This window comes from Bacillota bacterium, assembly GCA_040754315.1.
Taxonomy (GTDB): Bacteria; Bacillota; Sulfobacillia; order DUSP01; family JBFMCS01; genus JBFMCS01.
Map to the genome: position 1 here is coordinate 1 of JBFMCS010000044.1, position 24,013 is coordinate 24,013.

Genomic DNA, 24,013 nt, shown 5'->3' on the forward strand with positions numbered 1-24,013 from the left:
CTGCTGAAGCGGAAAACCAGTTTGAGGATGCCACGAGTCTGCGCGGTGCGGCGGAAGTCCTGACCCGGTGGAGAGCCCAATTCTATTGGAAGAACCAGGCCTCGCCGAGCTGAACAGATGCCGCCTTAACTAGCACTAACCTCGGACCGGGAGGTCTAATTCAGATGTCCCAGGAATCTTGCGAAAAAACTCGTCCCGCTAAGGCAACGCAGGCCCTCTCGCTTTTACAGGAGATCTGGGACATTACCAAGTCAGAATGTTGAGAGCAACATTACCTGTATGAACTTCCCTGGGGTGGCACCTACTGTCGCGCTCAGAAAGTCGTAACCGAGGCATGAGATGTTTGTGCCAACGCGGCTATTATAGGGCCCAAACCCACCTAGCGCAGACACCGCGGCCAGGGGAATTCCTATGATAACAAAGACCATGATGGTCCCTTGCAAGACATCCGTCAAGGATACGGCAAGGAACCCTCCGGCGAGGGTATACAGCACTATGATGCCAAAACCCACCAGGACTCCAGCTATGTAAGGCATTTCAAAGACCTGAGCCATGAATATGCCAGCCCCAGCCATTGGGGCGGCTATATAAGCGGTCACGAAAAACAACATCGGGATCGCCGAAATGCCCTGGATCAGCGGTCTGGTGTCACGGAACCTGTCGGAGAAGAATTCGGGGTATGTCAGAGACTCCGTGTGCTGGCTGTAGCGGTAGAGTCGCCTGTAGACTATGAGCCATTGGATTACGTAGAAGCCGACTCCGGTGACTATCATCCATGCCGATGCTAGTCCATATCGATAGGCAATGCCCGGAGCCTCCAAGAACACCCAAGCGCTAACGGCACTAGCATTGGAACTAATGGACACCGTCCAGGCGCCCAGCTTCTTGCTGCCAATTACGAAGTCCTTAAGGGACACAGTCTTTCGATACCCGTAGTACCCGAGCGCTGCAACGCCCACAAGATAGAGGAGAAAAATGGTGACCTCGACACGCACCGCCATCCCTCCCTCCCAATCTTGTGTGAAATACCATACCAGTGCAGCCACAGAGAAGCAGATGGGAAGCCCAAAAAGCAGAAACAAGGCGAGCAGGGAAGGGGATTCCATCATACGCCAACCCTCCTTTCTATATGGATTTAGAAAGGGGATCTGCGTTTTACAGTTGATGACCTCAGCGAAAATCTTTTTGTCTAGCGCGCCACGCAACAGGAGGATTTCTGAAGTGCATGAAGAAACTTGCAGTGTATACTGTATACAATAACCAGTGGTAACAGTTTATACCTAAAGAATTTTTCTTTTCGGAGACCATTGTCAGGAGGCGCACGCTTACAGGAGGGATGGTTTCGTGGCTGGTACATTGGCTGAAAGGATCATAGAACGAAAGGTTGGTCGCAAGGTTACACCCGGGGAAATAGTTGTAGTGGAAGTGGATCTCTGCTACCTACAAGACGGAACTGGGCCTCTCACGGTTAGGCAAATGGCCAAACTCGGGGAAGAGGCAATTTGGGACTCATCCAAGGCAGCAGTGTTTATAGACCACGCGTCTCCTAGCTGTCACAAGGCCCTCTCCAACGACCACGCCCTCCTGAGAAAGTTCGCCAAGAGGACCGGAGTCCGGCTATATGACGTTGGCGATGGTATTTGCCACCAACTGGCATGCGAAGAACTGATCAAGCCAGCACAGATTGTGATAGGGGCAGACTCGCACACCTGCATGGGTGGTGCGTTAGGTGCCCTTTCTACGGGCATGGGTTCCACGGATGTTGCCGTTATCCTGGCACATGGGAAGACTTGGCTCAGGGTGCCCGAGACCCTGCGGGTAAGAGTGACTGGTGCTTTTTCCGACGGAGTTTTTGCCAAGGACCTTATGCTTCATCTCATAGGTATGATCGGGGCAGACGGTGCCACGTACAAGTCTCTGGAATTCTGCGGGTCAGGGGTTAATCACCTGACCATGGAGGACCGGCTTACCATCGCTAACATGGCAGTGGAATGTGGAGCCAAGGCGGGTCTGTTTCCTTCAGACGAAATAACCGAGCGATACTTAGCGTCAATGGGGCGAAAAGAAGACTACGCTCCGCTCTCATCCGAAGAGTGTCCTGTCGATCAGGAGATAGAAGTCAACCTAGCTGAACTGGGGCCCACAATCGCGGTTCCTCATACCGTAGACAGTGCCAAACCCATAGATGAGGTTGCTGGAATACCCATTGACCAAGTAGTGGTAGGTACCTGCACAAATGGAAGGGAAGGAGATCTTGCCACATTGGCTCGCTTTCTCAAGGGCAAGAGAGTCCATCCAAACACAAGGTTGCTTGTCATCCCGGCCTCCAGACGCGTCTACCTCAATGCTGTAACCGATGGCATAGTTGAGGTCCTGCTACAGGCAGGTGCTGCAGTAATATCTCCCACATGTGGACCCTGTCTAGGGCTTCACGCGGGCATTCTCGGAGATGGCGAAAAGTGCTTGAGTACCCAGAACAGAAACTTCAAGGGGCGAATGGGCAATCCAGAATCTGAGGTATACTTGGCGTCTCCAGCAGTGGCCGCGGTAACAGCCATTAATGGACGGATTTCAGACCCCAGGGAGGTGAAGTAGGTGATTATCGCAGGAAGGGCCTGGAAGTTCGGCGACGACATCAGCACAGATCTTATTGCACCTGGTAGGTATTTCCACCTGAGATCCAATATGGAGGAGTTCGCCAAGCACGTTTTCGAGGACGCGAACCCCGATTTCGCCACGGAGGTGAAGGCGGGAGACTTCGTGGTAGCCGGCAAGAATTTTGGGCTTGGGTCAAGTCGAGAGCATGCACCGCTATTGATCAAAATGGCTGGAGTGAGTGCCATTATTGCCAAATCCGTGGCCAGGATATTCTTCAGAAACGCCATCAACCTCGGGCTTCCCGTGTTGATATGCGACACTGATTCCATAGAGGAAGGGGCTCAGTTAGAGGCGGACCTGGTAAAGGGGATCCTGAGAGTGATACCCGATGGGCAACCCATCACTTTTACGGCTCTTCCAGACGTCATGCTAAAAATACTGAACGATGGCGGGCTCATTGATCACATGAAGAAACACAAGGGTTTCGCGCTGAGCGACTAAACAATCTTGGGAGGGAGTTCCAGTGACTGCTTCTAATGGAGAGAAGATATCCGTAGAACAAGGGGCCCTTAAGGTGCCCGACAATGTCATCATCCCCTATATAGAAGGTGATGGCGTAGGGCCCGGCATATGGGCTGCATCCAAGAAGGTTTTCGACGCTGCGGTTCTTAGGAGGTACGGGAACTCCCGAAGCGTGGTGTGGACGGAGGTGCTTGCGGGTGAGAAGGCCTACGAGGCCACCGGACAATGGCTCCCGCAGAGCACTCTAGATACCGTTGTGGAACACACGGTGACCATTAAGGGACCCCTTACTACCCCGGTTGGCGGTGGGTTTAGAAGCCTGAATGTGACTATTCGACAAGTGTTAGACCTTTATGCATGCATACGTCCGGTGCGGTGGATTAAGGGCGTGCCAGCTCCAGTCAAGAATCCCGAGCACATGAATGTGGTCATCTTCAGAGAAAACACGGAGGATGTCTACGCAGGGTTGGAGTGGACCGCCGATAGCAAAGACGCCGCAGATATCCGGAAGTTCTTGAAGGAACGGTTCGGCGTGAAGCTTACCGATGACACGGCAATTGGCCTAAAGCCCATGAGCAAATGGGCAAGTCAACGTCTGATTAGGAAAGCCGTGAACTACGCTATCAGCAACGATCGCCGTAGCGTCACACTGGTACACAAGGGTAACATTATGAAGTATACCGAAGGTGCGTTTAGGGATTGGGGTTACCAGTTGGCCAAGCAAGAATTTGGTTTCCGAACCCTTACTGAGGAGGAACTCTTTGGCGAGTTTGAGGGAAAGGCTCCCGATGGAAAGGTAATCATCAAAGATAGGATTGCCGACAATATGCTGCAACAGCTCCTTACCCGAACGAGAGACTACGATATTCTGGCCATGCCCAACCTCAACGGGGACTACTTTTCCGACGCGGCCGCTGCTCAAGTAGGCGGGCTGGGCATGGCTCCTGGGGCCAACATTGGTGACAGGATCGCGGTCTTCGAAGCCACTCACGGGACGGCTCCCAAGTATGCGGGAATGGACATGGTCAACCCCTGTTCACTTATTCTTTCAGGGGTGATGATGTTTGAGTACTTGGGATGGGGGGAAGTTGGGGACACGATCACAGATGCGGTTGAGAAGACCATTTCCCAGGGTGTAGTCACGTACGACCTAGCCAGGATGCTAGAGGATGGCCATGAGGTCAGTACCTCAGCATTTGCCCAGGCCGTTGTGGACAACATGGACTAGAACTGTGAGGTGAGACCCATGTATCGGAAGGTGCCATGCTGCATCTACCGGGGGGGAACCAGCAAGGGCGTGTTGTTCCATGACAGGGACCTTCCTCAAGAAAGGGCCTTACGGGATCAGGTAATCCTGGCGGCCTTCGGAAGCCCAGATTCGAGGCAGATTGATGGGCTGGGAGGAGCCGATTCCCTTACAAGTAAGACGGCCATCGTTGGCCCCCCCACGACGAATGCCGATGTGGACTATACCTTTGGCCAAGTTAGCATAACGGCCCCGCTGGTCGACTATGGCAGCAACTGTGGAAATATCTCCTCCGCCGTGGGGCCGTTTGCCATAGATGAGGGGCTTGTCCCGGCCTCGGAGCCGGTCACGAAAGTGCGGATCCATAACACCAACAGCAGGAAGATCATTGTCGCGGAGGTTCCGACTCAGGACGGCATGCCAGTCTGTGTTGGAGACTACGCCATTTCCGGGGTTCCTGGCACTGGTGCCAAGATAACCCTGGACTTCTTGGATTCTGGTGGAGCCGTCACTGGAAGGTTGCTTCCTACCGGACAACCCAGAGACGTGCTGGACCTGGGGCACCTGGGGAAGTTTGAGGTATCAGTGGTCGATGCGGCTACTGCAGTTGTGTTTGTCAAGGCGAAGGACCTTGGGCTGACTGGAACCGAAACCCCAAACAGGATAAACGCCGATCAGGCGCTCTTGGCTCTCCTTGAGGCCATAAGGGGTGCGGCAGCTGTATTGGTAGGCAAGGCCCGGGAACCGGAAGAGGCCGCCAAGAAGAGCCCCTCTGTGCCCAAGATAGCCTTTGTGGGACCGCCCGCCTCCTATGAGACAGCCTCAGGCGAAACGGTCCAAGAGAACAGCATTGACGTGGTAAGTAGGATCATGTCCATGCAGAAGGCCCACAAGGCCTATGCCGTCACAGGGGCAATATGCACTGCGGCCGCAGCCAGTCTTGAGGGAACAGTGGTGAGCGAGGTCCTGGAGTCCTTCAAGGGCGATGAGGTCAGGTTAGGACACGCTGGGGGAACCCTGTCAGTTGAGATTTCCATAGAGGACGTAAGCGGAGAAATGGTTCTAAGAAGAGCGGCCTTGGGCCGCACCGCCAGGAGAATAATGGAGGGGTACGTCTACGTGCCAAACAGACTCTTCTCTCAAGCGTAGGCGTTAGACTCTGGAGGTGTACTCGCCTTGCCATATCCACCAATTCTACAGGAGACCATAGCCCGTCTTGAACAGACACGGCAGGCTCGGCTTGAACAGAAGATCCCCAGGCTCAGCGCTGAAGGAAAACAAGAGTTACTTAGTCATTTCCACCCAGATTTCGACCCAAGGGGCATGAGGACCCTCGCGGTGGGGAACAACGCTGGAAGCAAGGTACCGCTGGAGGTAGCTGACATACTCGAAGCCTACAGCTGGATTGATCCTCAAGGCTACGATGTAGATGCCTGCGACATTTCCACAGATATGCTGGTGATCGGGGGAGGAGGCGGAGGAGCGACCGCAGCCTTAGTAGCTCAGGCGAACGGAGCCAATGTGGTCTTGGCGACCAAACTCAGGCTGGGAGACTCCAATACCGTGATGGCTGAGGGGGGAATAGCAGCAGCCACCAAGCCATCCGACACTCCGGTTATGCACTACGTGGACACCATGGGGGGAGGCCGTTACGCCAACTCGCCAGAGCTCGTTAAGACTCTCGTTCATGATGCTCCCCTAATAGTGAAGTGGCTTAAGGGGCTCGGAGTCATGTTTGACCAGGAGAGTGACGGTACGATCGTGACCTCCTTCGCTGGAGGCCATTCCCGCCGGCGAGTTCATTCCTGCAAGGACTTCAGCGGTCTTGAGATGATGAGGGTCCTTAGGGATGAGATCTGGAACAAGGGTATCACTGTGGTAGAGTTCTCCCCCGCAGTTGACCTGGTTCTGGACGAGAACGGACATTGCGCTGGCGCCATACTACAGAATCTAGAAACGGGCAACTTCATCACAGTGAGAGCAGGAGCCGTCATTCTGGCCACAGGCGGACTGGGTCGCCTCCACATCCGTTCCTTCCCTACAACGAACCACTACGGGGCGACCGCCGATGGACTTGCCATCGCGTACAGAGCTGGAGCTAGCGTGCTAGACATGGATTCTGTTCAATACCACCCCACGGGTGTTGCCTGGCCCGAACAGATGCTGGGCAATCTGGTCACCGAGGCTCTGAGGGGCAACGGCGCCCACCTGGTAAACGTGCAGGGAAATAGGTTCATCAATGAGCTGGAGACCCGTGACACAACCTCCTCTGCCATAATCAGGGAATGCGTCGATAGGAACCTTGGTGTTGTTGCTCCTAGTGGTCAGAAGGGAGTCTGGCTCGATGTTCCTGTAATAGACATGATTGGACCTGAAGGTACCATACAACGCCTGTTCGCCGGTATAGTCGGAAGGTTTCTCCGGTACGGAATAGATGTGAAAAAGGAGCCCATTCTCGTATTTCCTACGCAGCATTACCAGAATGGCGGCCTGAAGATTAGCGGAGATGGCCTGACTGATGTTCCGGGTTTGTTTGCGGCGGGTGAGGTGTCTGGTGGCGTACACGGCAGGAATCGCTTGGGCGGGAACTCACTGGTTGACATCTTCGTGTTTGGAAGAAGGGCCGGGTTAAGCGCAGTTGACTGGACGGCGAAGAATGTCGTGGGCCTGCCTACCCTGGAGCACGTGAGGAGGCACCACAAGGAGCTCGAGACGCTTGGGGTGGGTCGGCAGAGGAGGTCCCCTAGGATTTTGCCGGACTACACTCGAGCTGGACTCAACAAGATAAATCAGGCAATTTGAACCACATGTTTAGGGAGGGAAAGCCGTGAAGGCGAGAGTGTTTAAGATCGAGGAAGTCATGTGGGAAGAGCCACCCGAGCATTACAGTGCCTTCTCCAAATTGCTGGTCAACCCCAAGTCAGTCGGATCGAAGCACTTTGACTTCCGCATCTCCAGCTACCAACCCAAAGGCTATTGTTCTTGTCACGCCCACCAAGTGCAGGAACAAATCTATTACGTCCTACAAGGGAAAGGGATCATGGAGATGGACGACCTCAAAAAGGTTGTCGATCCTCACACGGTGATACACATACCCCCTGGGGTTAGACATGCTATCTATAACACCGGTCTGGAGGACCTAGTTTTTTTCGTCATAACTTCACCACCGGAAGATAAGTGAACTGGAGGTCTTGATGATGAAGGCACGGGCCGCGGTCTTGACTCAATTTGGTAAGCCCATGGAACACCGGGAATTCCAGTTGGTCGATCCGTGTCCCGGTGAGATAGTCGTGAAGATGGATATGGCGGGGGTGTGTGGCTCTGATCCCCATATCTGGAGGGGACATCACCCCATGTCATGGGGCGCTCTCCCGTTGATCCTTGGCCACGAGAACGTCGGAAGGGTCTATGCCACAAGGCGGACTGGCAAAGGAGCACCCAAAGAAGGCGATAGGATAATGTGGCAAAGAAGCATCACCTGCGGTGGGTGCCACTACTGTCTTGTAGCCCGCAAGCCGTGGCTGTGCCAGGAGCGCACAGTATACGGGATCAACTACTCCAGTTCGGTTTCTCCGCATCTCAGAGGAGGCTATTCTGAGTTTGTCTACTTGAATCCCAAGACCCCTGTGATTGCACTGCCAGACTCGGCAGATCCACAGCGGTTCGTGGCCGCAGGCTGTTCTGCTGATACAGCCCTTCATGCCGTTCAAGTGGCCGGACTGGGGCTTTCGGAGGACGTAGTAGTACTGGGCTGTGGCTCCGTTGGCTTGTGCACCATCGCCTACGTAAGCGCAACTGGTGCCAGATCCATAGTGGCCATTGACCTGAATGAGGGGAGACTGGACATGGCTCTAACCTTCGGAGCCACTGCCACCCTCAATGCCTCCCACACTACTCCAGAGGAACGCCAGGAGCACGTATACGCGAGGACGGAAGGGCTTGGTGCTTCAGTGGTGTTTGAGTGCAGCGGTTCCACCGGCGCCGCGGCCGAGGGGTTTAAGCTGGCCAGGAAGGGTGCCAGGTACGTTATGCCTGGTTTTGGGCATGACGGTGGAACGGACTTCACCGTGAGCGGCTGGTACGATATCACCTCCAAGGAGATTGAGCTTCGGGGTTGCTTCGCCGGGGACTTCAGGCATCTGGTGGAAGCCATCGATTTTATTGACCGATCTGACTGGCCATTCGAATGCCTGGTTACCCATCGATACACCCTGGACATGGCTAACGAGGCTCTTGCCTGCGTGGAACAGCGAAGGGCTATCAAGGCAGCCATTGTCTACTGAAGGATTACTAAGGAGTGAGGACTTGTGACATCGAAGACTATGAAGGGTGCCGACATTATATCTGAATATCTCATAGCGGAGAGAGTGCCTTATGTACTTACCCTAAGCGGCCATGGAAACGTTGGGCTTCTGGACGCATTGGCGCAAAGGGCCGATAAGATAAGGGCTATCGGAGTTCATCACGAGCAGGCAGCTGGTCACATTGCGGATGCCTATTATCGCGTAGCCCACAAACCACTGGCTACGATCACGTCCTGTGGCCCGGGATCCGCCAATCTGCCCATAGCCTTGGCCTGTGCTTTCTACGATTCCTCTGCCTTCCTTGCCATTACTGGCAATGTGCCCACCTGCCAGTTTAACCGGGGGCCTTTCCAGGAGACCGGCCGGCACCACCAGGGGGATTTTCCATCTGTGATCAAGCCTTACGTCAAGAAGGCTTTCCAGCCCACGCGTGTGGACATGGTACCCACCGCCATAAGACAAGCCTTCAAGACTATGCTTTCCGGCCGGCCGGGTCCCGTCAATCTTGATGTACCCTTCAATGTGTTCCAGGAGGAGGGGGAGGTGGAGTTCCCGGAGCCATCCCAATGGAGGTGGGGCATCAGCAGTAGGGCGGGAGGCGACGTTGACAGCCTGCAGGATGTCTTGAACCTCCTCCTGAAGGCGGAGAAGCCTCTCATTCTAGCAGGGCACGGTGTCATATTGTCCGAAGCCTCCGACGAACTCAGGCAGCTGGCAGAGTACTTGGAGGTACCAGTAGTAACAACTCCAAACGGGTCTGGGTCTCTGGACAGCAGAGACGCTCTGTGCCTAGGCCCGACCGGCCGTAACGGGACGTACCAAGCTAACCAAGCCTGCAGAAACGCAGACGTGCTGCTGGCACTTGGGACCAGGTTCTGTGACAGAGTGTCCAGTGCCTGGATCCCAGGCTTCACATTCAATATTCCTCCCACCAAACTCATTCAGGTAGACATAGACCCCGACGAAATCGGCAGGAACTTCGCCCCGGCTATCGGGATACTTGGTGATATCAGAAGTGTGTTGCGCCAGCTGCTTTCAATGATCAAGGAAGAAGGCATCTCACGGCAGAGCCGGCCCGGCTGGCAGAAGGAGATCAATGGATGGAGACAGGTTTGGGAGGATGCATGCTCGCCAAATAGGTCCTCCGACACCGTGCCGATACATCCTGAACGCCTGCTCGCGGATCTGAGGGATGTCTTCCCTGAAGACGGGATAATCCTGGCAGACGCAGGTGTTCATCATAACTGGATTGTCCAGCACTGGCCTGCCTACCGGCCGCAGACTGTCATCCAGTCCTGGGGTTTCTCTGCCATGGGCTTCGGTGTATGTGGTGTTATTGGAGCGAAGCTAGCCCGGCCCGAAAAGAAGTGCCTGTCGGTTGTTGGGGACTACGGATTCATGATGGCACCTCACATCGTGTGCACGGCTGTGGAGCTTAACCTACCTGTGATTTGGGTGGTATGGAACAACCTGGCCCAGGCTGCAATTAAGGACATCCAGACCTTCCAGTTCGAAGGCCGTGAAATTGTGACAGAGTACTGTAACGCTGCTACTGGGGAGATCTGTAGTCCAGACTTTGTGGCTTTGGCAAGGGCTCTTGGGGCAGAAGGCTCCAGGGTTGAGCATCCTGGTGACTTGAAGGCTGCATTCGACACGGCTCTCAAGTCTGACAAACCGTACGTCTTGGAAGTCATGGTTGACAAGGGCGTACGCCCGGTTGCCACCGGCGGGTGGCAGTTGCCCCCGTTGCCTCCTATGCGCCCGGCGTTTGGGAGTTAAATCCTGAATGTTCTGGCACAGCGACCACCTAACATCGGAGGCAACGTGTACGCGTGACTAGAGCATGGTGGTGTATTGTGCCCAGCGTCACGTTTTGGACCACGCATAGGGGGGAGAATAGATGGCTTTTGACAAGCTCTTCGAGCCAGCCCACATCGGCAAAGTAGCGGTGAAAAATCGTCTCATTATGGCACCGTGTGAACGCAACTACGCGAACTTGGATGGTACCACCAACCAGCGCTATAACGATTACCTTGTGGAGAGAGCCAAGGGCGGAGTGGGGCTCATCCTTGTGGAGTCCATGTACATCGATCCAGTTGGAAGAAACCACTTCCGCCAACTGGGCATCCATGATGATGCAGTAATCCCTGGCCTCAAGAGGATGGCTGATGGTGTTCATGCCTACGGCTGCCGTTTGGGCGCTGAGCTGCAGCACGGCGGTAGGCAGAGCTCCAGTTTTGTAACTGGATGCCAACCGGTAGGGCCTTCTCCGGTTCCCTGCAAAGTGCTGGCTGCGGGAGACCTGCCCCGTGAGCTAACGGTGGATGAGATAAGGGGCCTTGTGGAATCCTTCGGTCGCGCTGCCAGAAGAACTGTGGAGGCTGGTTTCGACCTGGTCGAAGTCCACGGGGCCCACGGGTACTTGGTGGGACAGTTTCTTTCCCCTTTCAGCAACAAGAGACAGGATGAGTACGGAGGGACGGCGGAAAAACGGATGAGATTCCCGTTGGAAGTGGTAAGGAGGGTGCGCCAAGAGGTGGGGAGCCAAGTGGCCTTGGCGTACAGGATAAGTGCCAATGAGTACATTGAGGGAGGACTTACCCTGGAGGATACTATCCCCTTCATGGAGCGCCTTGAAGCGGAGGGGATCGATCTAATTGATGTATCTGCGGGGATATATGAGTCCATCATATGGCTGGCCCAGCCCGCAGGTTTTCCCAGGGGCTGCATGGTGGACATGGTGGAGGAAATCCGTAAGCACGTAACAGTACCTGTCACCGTTGTGGGTCGCATTAATAACCCTGAGCTTGCCAACTCGATTTTGGAGGAAGGCAAGGCCGACTTCATCGCAATGGGGCGCGCGCTTCACGCTGATCCCGAGCTCCCCAACAAGGCCAAGGCTGGCAGACTCAAGGGCATCAGGACTTGTCCAGCGTGCATGAGGTGTAGCGACGAATTGGGAACGAACCTTCCAATCAGCTGTACGATCAACCCCTCGGCTGGAAAGGAAAGGGAATTTGCCTCGGTTAAGCGAGGGGTTTCCCGCCGGGTCGCGGTAGTGGGTGGAGGGCCTGCCGGGCTTGCCTGTGCCGCTACCGCTGCCGCCCAGGGGCACAGCGTCGTCTTGTACGAGAAGGGAACGAACCTCGGAGGCCAACTGCGCCTCGCGTGTAAGCCATCCCACAAGCGAGAGCTGCGGGAGGTGATTGACCACCTGATATGGCAGGTGGAGCAATCCGACGTTGAGGTGATTCTGGGCAGTGAGGTAACCTACGATACCTTGAAGCAGGTTGGGCCCGATGTTGCTGTCATAGCTACGGGTGCTAGGCCCGTCAAGCCCTTCACGCCCGGTATTGATAATCCCTGGTGTCACGTGGCAATGGACGTTTTGGATGAGAAGGTTAGAATGGATGGGTCCATCCTCATACTCGGGGGTGGGCTGATAGGGGCTGAGACAGCTGTCTTCCTCAGGGAGAAAGGCACCGAGCAGATTACCATCATCGAGCCGACTGACAAGGTCGTCGGCGGTCTAGGGCTGCGAGAAGGTTGGCACCTCAGGCATCTGCTCGAGGAGGACGACAAGATAGTAATCAAGTGTAATACCACTGTCGAACGAGTGGATGAATCAGGGATTCTCCTGCAAAACCGGGGTTCCTACGAGAGAGTCAAGGCCGATTACCTGGTGATAGCCGTAGGGATGGCACCGGAAAACGGAATCTGGGAAGAAGTCTGGTGTCAAGGACAACCACCCTTTGAGGTACATGCGGTTGGCGATTGTGTGCTGCCGCGTCGGATGAAGGAAGCGATCCACGAAGGGGCCGCCGTAGCCTTAAGTCTGTGACCCCTTTCTTCGACGAGAAGCGGACTAGGTGTCAAGGAGGGGTGAAGGTGCCCGAGCGAAACAGTGAGGTCATCCTGGAGCTCAGGAACATCACGAAGGTGTTTCCGGGAGTCAAAGCCCTTGACAACGTGGATTTCGACTTGAGGAAGGGAGAGGTTCACGTACTTGTGGGTGAAAACGGGGCTGGCAAGTCTACCTTAATGAAGGTGTTGTCAGGCGTGCACCAACCGGACGGCGGTGAAATCCGACTTAGGGGCAAACAGGTAGAGATCTCCAGCCCCAGGGGCGCCCAAGACCTTGGGATATCCATGATATACCAGGAGTTCAATCTAGTGCCCTTCCTTTCTGTAGCCAGCAACATATACCTTGGGAGGGAACCCACTCGCCTCGGCCTTATCGACCACCGGACGATGCACAAGCGAACCACTGAGCTGCTGGAATCGGTGGGTATGGACATCAAAAGTCAAACGCTCATAAAGGACCTAGGGATTGCAAAACAGCAGTTGGTGGAGGTAGCAAAGGCCCTCTCCTTGGACTGCGACATCCTCATAATGGATGAGCCCACCGCAGCCCTTGGGGCAAAAGCCATTGAACAGCTCTTTGAGATAATTCGTCGCCTGAAGGATAAGGGAATAAGTGTCATCTACATATCCCACAGACTCGAGGAACTCGCGCAAATCGGTGACCGGGTCACGGTGATCAGGGATGGCAAACGTGTTGGTTGCTCACCTATGTCAGACGTTAAGACGGAAGACATCATCTGCATGATGGTCGGGGACAAGATATGCCAGATGTTCCCCAGGGACATAGTTCCTAAGGGAGAGCAAGCTCTCAATCTTGTCAACATCTCTCGCAAGGATGTTCTTCACGACGTCAGTCTTGAGATTCACTGCGGCGAAATCGTAGGCCTCGGGGGCGTTATGGGGTCGGGCAGGACTGAACTGGCAGAAGTCGTTTTTGGTGAGGCGCCCTTTGACGGCGGAGAGATGTACCTTTTCGGGCAACGAGTGAGGCGCATGTCCCCGGTGCTGGCTGTAAGCAGGGGTCTAGGTTTCCTCCCAGAGGACAGAAAGCAGAAGGGGTTGGCACTAGACCTCAGAGTCAGGGAGAACGTACTCATGTCCAGCCTGAATAAGGTATTCCCCAATAGGATCATCAATTCGAAGATTGAGAAAGATCTAGTTAAGCGATTTGTAGACGACCTCAACATCGCCACACCATCCATAAACCGATTTGTGAAGTACCTTAGCGGCGGGAATCAGCAGAAAGTTGTTATAGCCAAGTGGCTCTGCACCAGGTCGAGGTTTTTTATCTTTGATGAACCTACCCGAGGCATAGATGTTGGAGCCAAGGTCGAGGTACACAAGCTTATGAACGAGTTGGTCAAGAATGGCGCGGCGGTACTCATGATCTCCTCCGAGTTGCCGGAACTCGTCAACATGAGCGATCGTATTTACATCATGTACAGGGGGACTATCGTGAAGGAACTTGGGCGGGATGAGACCACCAAGGAGGAGGTACTTCGCTATGAGACTACCGGCGGCAAAGACCGGGCCATCGCCCAAGGGTGAGCGACTACAGCACTACCTCCGGGGCATTCCGCCAGCCTTCTATGGGCTGATATTCATCATCATTCTCTACTCCCTGGTCAGCCCCGGCTTTCTGACAACGAGAAACATCTTGACCCTTCTAATCCAAGGCTCCATGTTACTCGTCATCTCACTGGGTATGACCCTTGTAGTACTCAGCGGTGGAGTTGATCTCTCCTTGGGTGCCTTGCTGAGTCTCTGTGGTGTCGTCATGGCAATGATGCTTGTAAGCGGCCAGAGCCTGTTTATGGCCATAATAGTCACATTACTGGTGGGGGTCCTATGCGGCTTGACCACGGGTACTTTGGTTGCCCGTTTTGGGCTGCAACCCTTTGTGGCCAGTTTCGGTATGCTTGGCGTATGTGAGGGAATTGCCCTAGTCTTCACGGACGGTTCTTCCATTATCGTACGAAACCCTTATCTCCGAAGCTTGGCTGCCAGTTATCTCATGGGCATTCCCATGGCTGGATGGTTCGCAGGTTTGTGCTTTGTTGCCTTCTACGTAATCCTGTATAAGACGAGATTCGGTGCGTACGTCTACGGCATAGGAGGAAATGAGGAGGCTACAATTCTTTCAGGGATTCGGGTAATACGCTACAAGACAGGTATCTATGTGCTTGCGGGCCTATCTGCTGCAATGGCTTCCCTTATTATGACCGGCCGCCTAAATGCAGCTCATCCCTTCGTTGCCATCGGCTATGAATTCGATGCGGTGGCTTCTGTAATTGTTGGAGGGACTGCCTTCGAAAGAGGCAGGGGAGGCATTTGGGGGACACTAGTAGGCGTTGCCTTTATCAGTGTATTGAGGAACGGCCTTAACATAATTGGGGTAAACCCCTTCGCACAGGTCCCTGTGATCGGAGCCGTTATTATACTGGCGATAATCCTGGGCAAGGCACAGAAGCGGTGAGGAGGGGGAGCATGTCATCACGCAGGTCCAATGTCAAAGGTATTTTGCTGAGGTCTGCCAGGATACTTGTCCTCGTTCTCCTGGCACTGGTAATAACAACCCTGAACCGCGATTTCGCCACCATGTCCAACCTTCTCAACATCCTAAGGTGGGGCTCTGCCGCAACGATTCTGGCCGCTGGTCTAACGCTCGTGGCGATTACTGGTGGCATAGACCTCTCCGTAGGTTCAGTATTGTCTTTGTCTGCATGTGTAGCGGCGTACCTGATGACTCAGACGGCGATAGGATGGCCGCTTGCCGTGGCAGGTGCGCTTGCAGCCTCGGCTTGTGTAGGCGTGGTCAACGGGATACTCGTCACTTTCGCGGGGCTACCCCCCTTTGTAGCCACCTACGGAATGCTATGGGTCGCGGCGGGGCTGGCTGGTCTCTTGATGCGGGGCTCGGTGTACTACGGGTTCCCCAAGGGTTTCCTTTTCCTCGGCGCCGGGCATCTCTTGGGTGTTCCGTTACCCGTATTCCTTATGGGAATACTGGTCGTTGTTCTGACCTTCCTTCTTCAGAAGACCACCTACGGGAGAGAACTCTACGTAATCGGCTCCAACATACGTGCTGCCCGTCTGGCGGGCATCAAGATAGACAAGGCGAGGATTATTGCCTACTGCATTAGCTCTATCTGTGCTGGAATGGCTGGTTTACTCTACATCGCCCGGCTCAACGCCGCAGACTCAGCCACTGGGGAACTCATGTTGCGGCCAGCCATCGCTGCTGTGACCGTAGGGGGCACCTCGCTTCTGGGTGGCTTGGGTTCGGTCACAGGTACAGTAACCGGAAGCTTCATAATGACCGTGGTATTGGCAGGCATGAACATACTCAACATATCCTCGTTCTTGCAGCCCACTGTTACCGGTGGCATTCTCATTGGCACAGTCATAGCGGATGTAGCCATGAGGCGCCGGGAGACCATGGAGGAAGACGTGTTCAGTCTGTTCCAGAACCTGGCTGGCAAGGGGTCTGTGGAGTCAAAGAAGGGGGGGTGACACATGAGACGGTGATTATTCGGTGGTTCTGCGGCCAAACAACACAGAATTCAAGGGGGGTTCAGTTGTGCAAAAGCAGCGCGCAAGCATTGTATTCAGGCTGACCATGCTGATTCTGGTTGTTGCACTGGTGGTCGCAGTGTCTGGCTGCGGAGGTGATTCGGCTCCGGAACCGGCACAAGAAGAAGAGCCAGCCGGTCCTACGCCCAAAGACAGCTACACCATAGCGTTCATGGTTAAGAACATGTTTAACCCGTTCTGGAAGCTGTGTAAGATCGGCGCGGAGAAGGCCGCTGCAGAAACCGGCAAGGTTCGGATTGTCCACTACTCTCCGACAAAGCCTGACAACATCGAGGAACAAACCCGCATGGTTGAGGACATAACCCAGAAGTTCCTTGCTGGCGAAATCGACGGTATGGTTTTCGTTCCAGTGGACTACAAGGCTTTGGTTCCCGCCCTCAACGAAGCGCTCGATGCCGGGATGCCCATAGTAATCTACTGCAACAACATGGATGATTTCGCACAGAACGACAGGTACATAGCCTATGTGGGGCAGAACGACTACGAGTTGGGTAAAGCCATTGCCGAATATGCTTTTTCCAAGGTTGATTATAGTGGCAAGGTAGTGATAATCGAGGGAGTGCCAGCGGCGATCACTAATATCGATCGAATGCGTGGTTTTCACGAAACCCTTCAGAAGTACCCAGACATGGAACTCATCGCATCACAGACAGGGCAGTACCGCAGAGTTCCGGGGATGCAGGTCATGGAGAATCTCTTGCAGACTCATCCCCAAATTGACGTGGTGCTGTCTGCCAACGATGACATGGCTCTTGGCTGTATTGAGGCCATTGAGGCCGCCGGAAGGCTGGGAGAGATGGTTGTGACCGGTATTGACGGCATACCTGATTCCCTAGCCTCCATTAGGGCTGGCCGACTTACGGCCACCATTGATTATTCTGGGTTCAGGCAGGGATATAACAGCGTTCACATGATTGTGAAGGCCCTTGACGGAGAGCCAGTTGACCGATTGATCATGCTCGACTTCACCGTAATCACCCAGGACAACATCGAGGATTTTCTAAGGCAACTCGACGAGATTGGGCAGCCCTATTAGGAAAGAAGGGCCGGGGGGCGACAGGAAAACCGCGCTCCGGCCCAACCTTTAACCTTTCACATCCCCACTTCTTCCAGTGAATACGGTCCTATGTGTGATTGGAGGGTGTCAACATGGCTGTGTTGGTTACAGGGGGCTCGGGATTCATGGGTTCCCACCTCGTAAAGGCCCTTCTTGGCAAAGAAGACGTCGTTGTGGCCTACGACAACTTCTGGGCAGGCTCCCCGAAGAACCTGGAGGGCCTGGAACGAGTGGTTCTCTGTCCAGGCGACATCCTGGACATGGGGCACGTGATTCGAGTATGTCAGAAGCATGGAGTAACCCGAGTGATCCATGGAGGAGCCATTTCCTCGCCTGTTCCGGCCATAACCCAACCCGTGGTAGCCGCCCGGGTCAACATTGAGGGGACCATCAACGTTCTAGAGGCTGCTGCTATCCTTGGAATGGAACGGGTTGTGAATATTAGTACGGAAGAGGTTTATGGTCCGTACGTGGCGGATCCGATGGATGAGGACCAGCCCAAGAACCCTGTCACACCCTACGGTGTAACAAAACTCGCATCAGAAGGTTACTGTGCCCAATACCGCAAGATATACGGGCTGGATGTGGTAACTGTTAGGCCCTCATGGGTCTATGGACCTTCCTTGCCCCGAAAAAGGCCTCCCAAGCTATTCATCGAAAACGCCTTAGATGGGATTGAAACCATATTAACCTGCGGTCGCGACCAGTGTCTGGACAATAGCTACATCGACGATGTGACTCGAGGGATCATGGACTTGCTGTACTCGAAAAGATTGAGACATACAGTGTACAACATCGCCAGCGGGGACGGCCGTACCATCGGCCAGATGGCTGACATAGTCAAGAGTCTCATTCCAGGCTCTCGTTTTGTCATTGGAGGAGGTACCCTCTGTTATCAGCACGGCTTCCACATGCATCAGAAGGGAGCGCTGGACATCACCCGGGCCCGCGAAGACCTTGACTACTCCCCCAAGTACTCCCTAGAAGATGGATTGAAGGCCTATGTCGACCACCTCAAGGCCGAAAAGCGGGGGGTGTAGACCGATGAAAGCTGTGGTGAAGTCAGCACCTACTCCAGGTCATCTGGCGTGTATCGAGATGCCAATGCCCATTGTCAAGGAGAAAGATGTCTTGATCCGTGTAAAGGCCGCGGGTATCTGTGGAACAGACCTATCCCTCTGGGATTGGAAGGAAGCGGTGGCAAGAACCTACAGCATCTCTAGTTTCCCAAAGGTTCTTGGGCACGAGTTTTCCGGCATAGTGGAAGAATGCGGCCCCGGGGTCGATGGCTTACGCCCCGGTGACAGGGTGGTGGTAAACCCTGTAATGTACTGTGGCAAGTGTAGCTACTGTGCGGCCGGTGCCGTGGCGGTCTGCGAAAACAGGCCTATGCTGGGCGCGGAGCTTGATGGTGGGTTCGCAGAGTTTGTGTCAGTGAGGGCGTCAAGCGTTATCCCGATTCCTGAGTCGATTTCCTATGAATCTGCTGCAGTCATAGAACCTCTTTGTGTTGCGATCCAGGCTGTGGAGAAGGTTCCGCCCGCTTTTGGGGATGTGGCCGTAGTGGTAGGCGCAGGTCCTATAGGGCTGCTGATCGCTCTGGTGCTTAGTACTAGCTACACCAGCAAGGTGCTGGTTACGGGGCTCAAATCAGATGCTGAAAGGCTGGGTGTGGCTAGACAGATGGGTGCCATCCCAGTCAACTTGGATGAGGAAGACCCCCTCGAGCTGGTGAGGAATATGACAGGGGGTGCCGGAGCTGATGTTGTGTATGAGGCGGCGGGACATCCCGTAGCGATACTTCAGGCCATCGAGATGGTGAGGCCCCGAGGCTCAGTGTGCCTGGCTGGTCTTCCGGGTCTTCCCACGGAAATACCCACAGTCAAGGTTACCTTTCAGGAGAAGATGCTGGTTGGAACTAGGGCAACGGCAGTGGGCAATTGGGCCCAGGCAATCAGGATGATCTCAGCGGGGAGAATTGACCCCACTGTTGTGGTTAGCCACAGGTTTTCCCTAGCTGAGGCTGAGGGGGCTTTCCATATGGCTAAGAACCGCCAGGGCATTAAGGTACTACTCATTCCTTGAAAAGCCCAATTAGGGGGTTGGGTTAATGGCCGAGGTCTATCGCCTCAGGAATGAAGAAGTCTACGAGGCGCCGGAGTCGGAGTTGAGGAGGTTTGCCCGCTTTTTCGTGGATTCCTCCATTGCCCCGAACGCGCGACTGGACGCCGGTGTATTTGACTATCCACCTGGCGCGGCCTGCCACGAGCATGTTCACGAACAGGCTGATGAAATATACTTCGTGCTTCAGGGCGAGCTGAGAAGTGTAGTTAACGGATTAGAGCACCGAATTGGACGAGGAGACTTGCTTTACATCCATGCGGGGGAAGTGCACGTTACCGACAACCCTACTGGGGAGTATACGTCCTTCTTTGCTGTCCATGTGCCATGTGTGGAGGATTACGATGAGTTCAGGAGGTCTTGGCCTAAGCGGCTGAACGTTCCGGAGGAGGCCTGGTAGCCATGGATCTGAAACTAGGAGGATGCACCTATCCCTATCTATACAGGTTGTCCGTGGAGGAGGCCTGCCAGTCCCTGGCAAGACTAGGATTTCGCTACGTTGAGCTGATGTCCACTCCCCCACACATATGGGTAAGGGGGATGGACGGGGCCGCTAGGAACCGCCTGAAGAAGGTGATTGAAGACAACGGTATGGAAGTCGTAGCTATCAACCCCACCTTTCTCGACATCAACATGACGAGCCTGAACCCCGCCATGCGGGAGGAGGCCATCGTGCAGATGACGGAGACCCTGGATCTTGTGGCGGACATCGGAGCAAAGATCGCCGTGATCATGATCGGCCGTCGCCATCCTCTCATCCCGGCTCCGATGGAATTGACATGGAGGAGCGCGAAGGAGGCCGTGCTCCGGTGCCTGGATGTGGCGGAGCGAAGGGGTGTTGTCTTCGGTCTGGAGATCACACCGGCACTCTTCATGAACACCTCCGAAGATATCGTCAAGATGACGGAGGAGATCAACAGCCCCAGCCTAAAGGTGGTATACGATGTGGCCAACGGGCTGATGTCTGAAGACCCGGCAGAGGGCCTCAGGAGGATTGCTCCCTACCTCATTCATGTCCACCTATCGGATTCGACTCCGGACCGCTGGGGCCACTGGCCAGTAGGAGAGGGGAGTGTGGATTTCGCCGGTACCGCCAAGGTGCTCAGGGAGATCGGGTACGAGGGTGTGAGCATCCTGGAACTCACGGAGTGTGACGACCCTGATGTCAAGTACAGAGAGAGCGTGGAGAGGCTCCGAGAATACGGATGGTGCTTGTGATCACGCTCAGATTGCCCTACGGCAAGACGGAGGTATCCGCCAAGGTTTCCAGGCAGCACTCCGTTCACCTTTTGGAGGCCAAGGAGAGGAGGCCTTCCGACGGGGCGGCCGAAATCAGGAGAGCGTTGGAGAATCCTGTGGGGAGCCCTAGGCTAAGGGACCTCGCGAAGGGTGTATCACGGGTAAGCATCGTGGTTAACGATATAACCCGGCCCACATCGACCAAGGCCATTCTAAAGGGGATCTGCCGCGAGCTATGGGGTGCCGGGGTGCCCCTGGATGGGGTCACCGCAATTGTGGCCACGGGCACTCATAGACCCGCAACCCCTGGCGAAATCGAAGACTCACTTGGCCCCGATCTCTCCCGGAGGCTGAAGGTTCTGAACCACCGGTGTTCCCACGACGACGAAGGCGAATACCTCGGCCATACCGCCCGTGGGGTTCCGGTAATCGTAAACAGGGCTCTCGTTAGATCGGAGCTCCGCATACTAACGGGCGTCATCCTTCCCCACCACTCCGCCGGGTACAGCGGCGGGAGAAAGAGCGTGCTCCCGGGGGTGAGTGGACTCGAGTCTATAAGGGTTCACCACTCCCTAGGCATCAGACCGTTCTGGCCTAGCCCAGGGTACCTTCACGGGAATCCCTTTCACGAGGAAGCCGTGGAGGCCGCGAGGATGTGTAGGAGTGACTTCATAGTTAACGTAGTACCTGCCACATATGGCGGCGTACACAAAGCCTTCAGCGGCCACCTGGAGGAGGCGCACATGGCTGGAGTCGCCGTGTGCGAGCCCCTGTGCCGTGTCACGTGCCCTGAGATGTCTGAGATAGTGGTGGTGAGCCCGGGAGGTTACCCGCGGGACCTCGACCTCTACCAGGGCGTAAAGGCACTCTGTACTGCAGAGATGGTGGTGAAGCCCGGAGGAACGGTCATTCTGGTCGCTGAGTGTGGTGAAGGTGGCGGCGATAGAACCTTCGCTTCCTGGATGAAGGAGTGTTCGAACCCTGCTGGCGTAATCGGGAGGTACCGGGAGGAAGGGTTCCGGCCCGGGGCTAACAAAGCATTCATGCTGGCCAGGGCCCTTACAAGATGCAGGGTCCTGGTGGTTACCCAGGCAGTTACAAGGGGTGAGCTGGAGACCTTGGGCCTAGGGCATGCGGACACCCTCCAGGAGGCCTTGAACATGGCCTTGGCGGATCACCCGGAGTGCCGTAGCCTCACGGTGATCCCCCGCACCAGCCACATCATTCCACAGTTTTCTAACGACGGTGAAGGAGCAGATCCAGAAAAGAAAGGAGGTGAGCCCCTGCTGGCCTAGCTGGCAGTGGCGTATGGGTGCCAGGAGGATACGTTGGAAAGTTCGCCAGGATCGATCTGACAAGAAGGAGAGTGGAGACCTTTTGCCCCGATGAGGAAATACTCCGGGGCTTCATAGGCGGGGGAGGACTGGGGGCCAGGATGCTCCAAGATGAGACCGGCCCAAAGACCAACCCCTTGGGACCAGATAATCCGTTGATGCTTTTCACGGGACCCCTGACAGGGACCAGGGCCATTACATCCAGCCGTTACGCTGTGGTGGCGAAGTCACCTCTCACGGGCATCGCTGGCGAGGCCGACTCAGGAGGGTACTGGGGAGCACTCCTGAAATTCGCGGGTTACGACGGGCTGATGATTACCGGCCAGGCCGAAAGCCCCGTCTATCTTTGGGTCCATGACGGTGAGGTCGAGATACGGGACGCGGGCCACCTCTGGGGGAAGGACACCTTTGAGGTGGACGAGATCATCCGGGGTGAGACACACAAGAAGGCCAGCGTTGCATCGATTGGGCAGGCAGGGGAGAATCTTGTTGCCTTTGCGTGTGTGATGAATGAGGGCAAGCACTCTCGCGCCGCTGGACGGACCGGCCTTGGGGCGGTGATGGGCTCCAAGAAACTAAAGGCCGTAGCCGTCCACGGCAAGGACTCACCGAAGGTAGCGGATCCAAAGGCACTCGGAGATTCGGTGAAAGGGCTGGCTCCGGTCATCGTAGAGAAGATGAAACGCTACACGCTCCTGGGGACTCCAGGGGGTGTGGTCAGCAACGCCCTTATCTCGGACCTCCCTGTGAAGAACTGGACGATCGGGGATTGGGTGAAAGACGCTGAAGTCATTGGTGGCGAGAGGATGGCCAAGACGGTGCTGGTGGGGCGCTATTACTGCCGGGGCTGTGTCATAGGGTGTGGACGTACCGTTCGGGTAGACAGTGGCCCCTATAAGGGCGTGGACGGTGGAGGTCCTGAATACGAAACCCTAGCAGGGCTCGGTTCCTTGTGTCTTGTGAATGATCTCGAAGCGATATGCATGGCCAACGAGCTATGCAACCGCTACGGGATAGACACCATCTCGGCAGGAGGGGTAATTGCCTTTGCCCTTGAAGCCTACGAGAAGGGCTTCCTGACAAAGGGTGATACGGGCGGCCAAGAGCTCCGATGGGGGGATCCCTCTGTGGTCCTGGACCTTGTCCGGAAGATTGCCTTCCGGGAAGGGATCGGTGACCTTCTGGCCTGTGGCGTGAGAAAGGCTTCAGAGGAGCTGGGGAAGGGTACGGAAGGGTTCGCCATCCACGTGAAGGGACTCGAGCCAGCCTTCCACGACCCCAGGGCCATGTCGAGTCTAGCCGTGGGCTACGCCACACACAACCGCGGGGCCTGCCACAGGGGCAACAGTCATGCCCTTGAACGCTATACTATCCCGGATATCGGCCATACCAGGGTGCTCGGTAGGATGGAATCCGGTGAAAAGGGCACCAAGACCGCTCTTCTACAGAACTACTCGGAACTCTTCAACTCCCTCAAGCTCTGCCAGTTCCTCTTTTCCTGTGTACCTGCTAGTTCCATACTGGGGTGGGTGCGCGCCGTCACCGGATGGGACATGGAGATGGAAGAGTTCTTGCAGGCAGGAGAAAGGATCTTCAACCTGAAGCGCCTATACAACATGAGGCACGGGGTATCTAGGAAGGACGATACGATACCTCACAGGATCGCTACCCTCAGGTTTGCTGACGGTGGCTCCAAAGATTTCGTCCCGGATCTCGAGCCCATGCTGGAAGAGTACTACAAGGCCAGGGGATGGGATGCTGATGGTGGCCCCACCAGGAGAAAACTTGCGGAATTGGGCCTTGAACATGATGCCCCTCCAAGAGGTGCTTGAGAGAGGGTGCCTAGGCGATGGGACTAGGGGAAGAGATCGAGATCTCGGTGTGAGGTACTGGCCTGGGGCTCTTCTCACACCGGTTCAGCGAGCTCAGGGAGCAAGACCCAACAACGTCATGGTTACTCCTGAGTTCGGGCCTAGGACGATCTGGTCCCTGTCACTGCGGGGTGCCTTCCCCGAGGTCCCTTGGTCTTAGGGGAGGAGTGTGGGGCTTTGTTTTGGACCTACGGCCCGGCGCCATGCAGGGCATCAGCATTCAGAAGGGTGACAGGGCGAGGATGGATCCCGTCCTTGACAAG

At 55.4% G+C, this 24,013-nt stretch carries 20 protein-coding genes; 19 read left to right on the forward strand and 1 reads right to left on the reverse strand.

Features of this window, described 5'->3' with window-relative positions; genetic code table 11:
* Window positions 1-251: 251 nt before the first annotated feature.
* Entirely contained in the window at window positions 252-995 is a 744-nt protein-coding gene (locus tag AB1576_09095; protein MEW6081911.1) for a hypothetical protein, read from the reverse strand.
* 349 nt (window positions 996-1,344) lie between these two features.
* Between AB1576_09095 and AB1576_09100 the strand changes: the two genes are divergently transcribed.
* The 19 genes from AB1576_09100 to AB1576_09190 all read left to right on the forward strand — a co-directional run bounded on the left by AB1576_09100 (window position 1,345) and on the right by AB1576_09190 (window position 23,711).
* Window positions 1,345-2,595: a 3-isopropylmalate dehydratase large subunit gene (locus AB1576_09100; protein ID MEW6081912.1), complete on the forward strand. Its 1,251-nt coding sequence runs from the start codon at window positions 1,345-1,347 to the stop codon at window positions 2,593-2,595.
* A 3-nt stretch (window positions 2,596-2,598) separates the two neighbouring features.
* Window positions 2,599-3,099 (forward strand): 3-isopropylmalate dehydratase small subunit, encoded by a 501-nt coding sequence (locus AB1576_09105; protein MEW6081913.1) that lies wholly within the window; start codon window positions 2,599-2,601, stop codon window positions 3,097-3,099.
* Between the two features lie 22 nt (window positions 3,100-3,121).
* Window positions 3,122-4,348: an isocitrate dehydrogenase (NADP(+)) gene (gene icd / locus AB1576_09110; protein ID MEW6081914.1), complete on the forward strand. Its 1,227-nt coding sequence runs from the start codon at window positions 3,122-3,124 to the stop codon at window positions 4,346-4,348.
* Between the two features lie 18 nt (window positions 4,349-4,366).
* A complete protein-coding gene (locus AB1576_09115) occupies window positions 4,367-5,515 on the forward strand; it encodes a PrpF domain-containing protein (GenBank protein ID MEW6081915.1) in 1,149 nt (382 codons plus the stop codon).
* Window positions 5,516-5,689: 174 nt separating this feature from the next.
* Entirely contained in the window at window positions 5,690-7,168 is a 1,479-nt protein-coding gene (locus AB1576_09120) for an FAD-binding protein (protein MEW6081916.1), read from the forward strand.
* 25 nt (window positions 7,169-7,193) lie between these two features.
* A complete protein-coding gene (locus tag AB1576_09125; protein MEW6081917.1) occupies window positions 7,194-7,547 on the forward strand; it encodes a cupin domain-containing protein in 354 nt (117 codons plus the stop codon).
* 16 nt (window positions 7,548-7,563) lie between these two features.
* Window positions 7,564-8,649 (forward strand): zinc-binding dehydrogenase, encoded by a 1,086-nt coding sequence (locus tag AB1576_09130; GenBank protein MEW6081918.1) that lies wholly within the window; start codon window positions 7,564-7,566, stop codon window positions 8,647-8,649.
* Window positions 8,650-8,673: 24 nt separating this feature from the next.
* Window positions 8,674-10,449, forward strand: a complete 1,776-nt coding sequence (locus AB1576_09135; protein MEW6081919.1) for a thiamine pyrophosphate-binding protein — start codon at window positions 8,674-8,676, stop codon at window positions 10,447-10,449.
* Between the two features lie 121 nt (window positions 10,450-10,570).
* The gene (locus tag AB1576_09140; protein MEW6081920.1) at window positions 10,571-12,511 is read left to right on the forward strand and encodes an FAD-dependent oxidoreductase; all 1,941 of its coding nucleotides are present in this window, start codon (window positions 10,571-10,573) and stop codon (window positions 12,509-12,511) included.
* Between the two features lie 41 nt (window positions 12,512-12,552).
* Entirely contained in the window at window positions 12,553-14,082 is a 1,530-nt protein-coding gene (locus tag AB1576_09145; GenBank protein ID MEW6081921.1) for a sugar ABC transporter ATP-binding protein, read from the forward strand.
* On the forward strand, window positions 14,039-15,010 hold the full coding sequence (locus AB1576_09150; protein ID MEW6081922.1) for an ABC transporter permease: 972 nt from the start codon (window positions 14,039-14,041) through the stop codon (window positions 15,008-15,010). The genes AB1576_09145 and AB1576_09150 overlap by 44 nt, the downstream gene beginning before the upstream one ends.
* 11 nt (window positions 15,011-15,021) lie before the next feature.
* Window positions 15,022-16,047, forward strand: a complete 1,026-nt coding sequence (locus AB1576_09155) for an ABC transporter permease (protein ID MEW6081923.1) — start codon at window positions 15,022-15,024, stop codon at window positions 16,045-16,047.
* 67 nt (window positions 16,048-16,114) lie between these two features.
* Window positions 16,115-17,164, forward strand: a complete 1,050-nt coding sequence (locus AB1576_09160; protein MEW6081924.1) for a sugar ABC transporter substrate-binding protein — start codon at window positions 16,115-16,117, stop codon at window positions 17,162-17,164.
* A gap of 113 nt (window positions 17,165-17,277) precedes the next feature.
* On the forward strand, window positions 17,278-18,225 hold the full coding sequence (locus AB1576_09165; protein ID MEW6081925.1) for an NAD-dependent epimerase/dehydratase family protein: 948 nt from the start codon (window positions 17,278-17,280) through the stop codon (window positions 18,223-18,225).
* Window positions 18,226-18,229: 4 nt separating this feature from the next.
* Complete coding sequence (locus AB1576_09170; protein MEW6081926.1) at window positions 18,230-19,270, forward strand: alcohol dehydrogenase catalytic domain-containing protein; 1,041 nt, start codon at window positions 18,230-18,232, stop codon at window positions 19,268-19,270.
* Window positions 19,271-19,295: 25 nt separating this feature from the next.
* A complete protein-coding gene (locus AB1576_09175; GenBank protein ID MEW6081927.1) occupies window positions 19,296-19,706 on the forward strand; it encodes a cupin domain-containing protein in 411 nt (136 codons plus the stop codon).
* 2 nt (window positions 19,707-19,708) lie between these two features.
* Window positions 19,709-20,524, forward strand: coding sequence for a sugar phosphate isomerase/epimerase family protein (locus tag AB1576_09180; protein ID MEW6081928.1), 816 nt, complete (start codon window positions 19,709-19,711; stop codon window positions 20,522-20,524).
* Window positions 20,512-21,840, forward strand: a complete 1,329-nt coding sequence (larA, locus tag AB1576_09185) for a nickel-dependent lactate racemase (GenBank protein ID MEW6081929.1) — start codon at window positions 20,512-20,514, stop codon at window positions 21,838-21,840. Before AB1576_09180 ends, larA begins: the two co-directional genes overlap by 13 nt.
* A 17-nt stretch (window positions 21,841-21,857) precedes the next feature.
* Window positions 21,858-23,711 carry an aldehyde ferredoxin oxidoreductase family protein gene (locus AB1576_09190; protein ID MEW6081930.1) on the forward strand — a complete coding sequence of 618 codons (1,854 nt, stop codon included), beginning with the start codon at window positions 21,858-21,860 and terminating at the stop codon, window positions 23,709-23,711.
* Window positions 23,712-24,013: the final 302 nt, after the last annotated feature.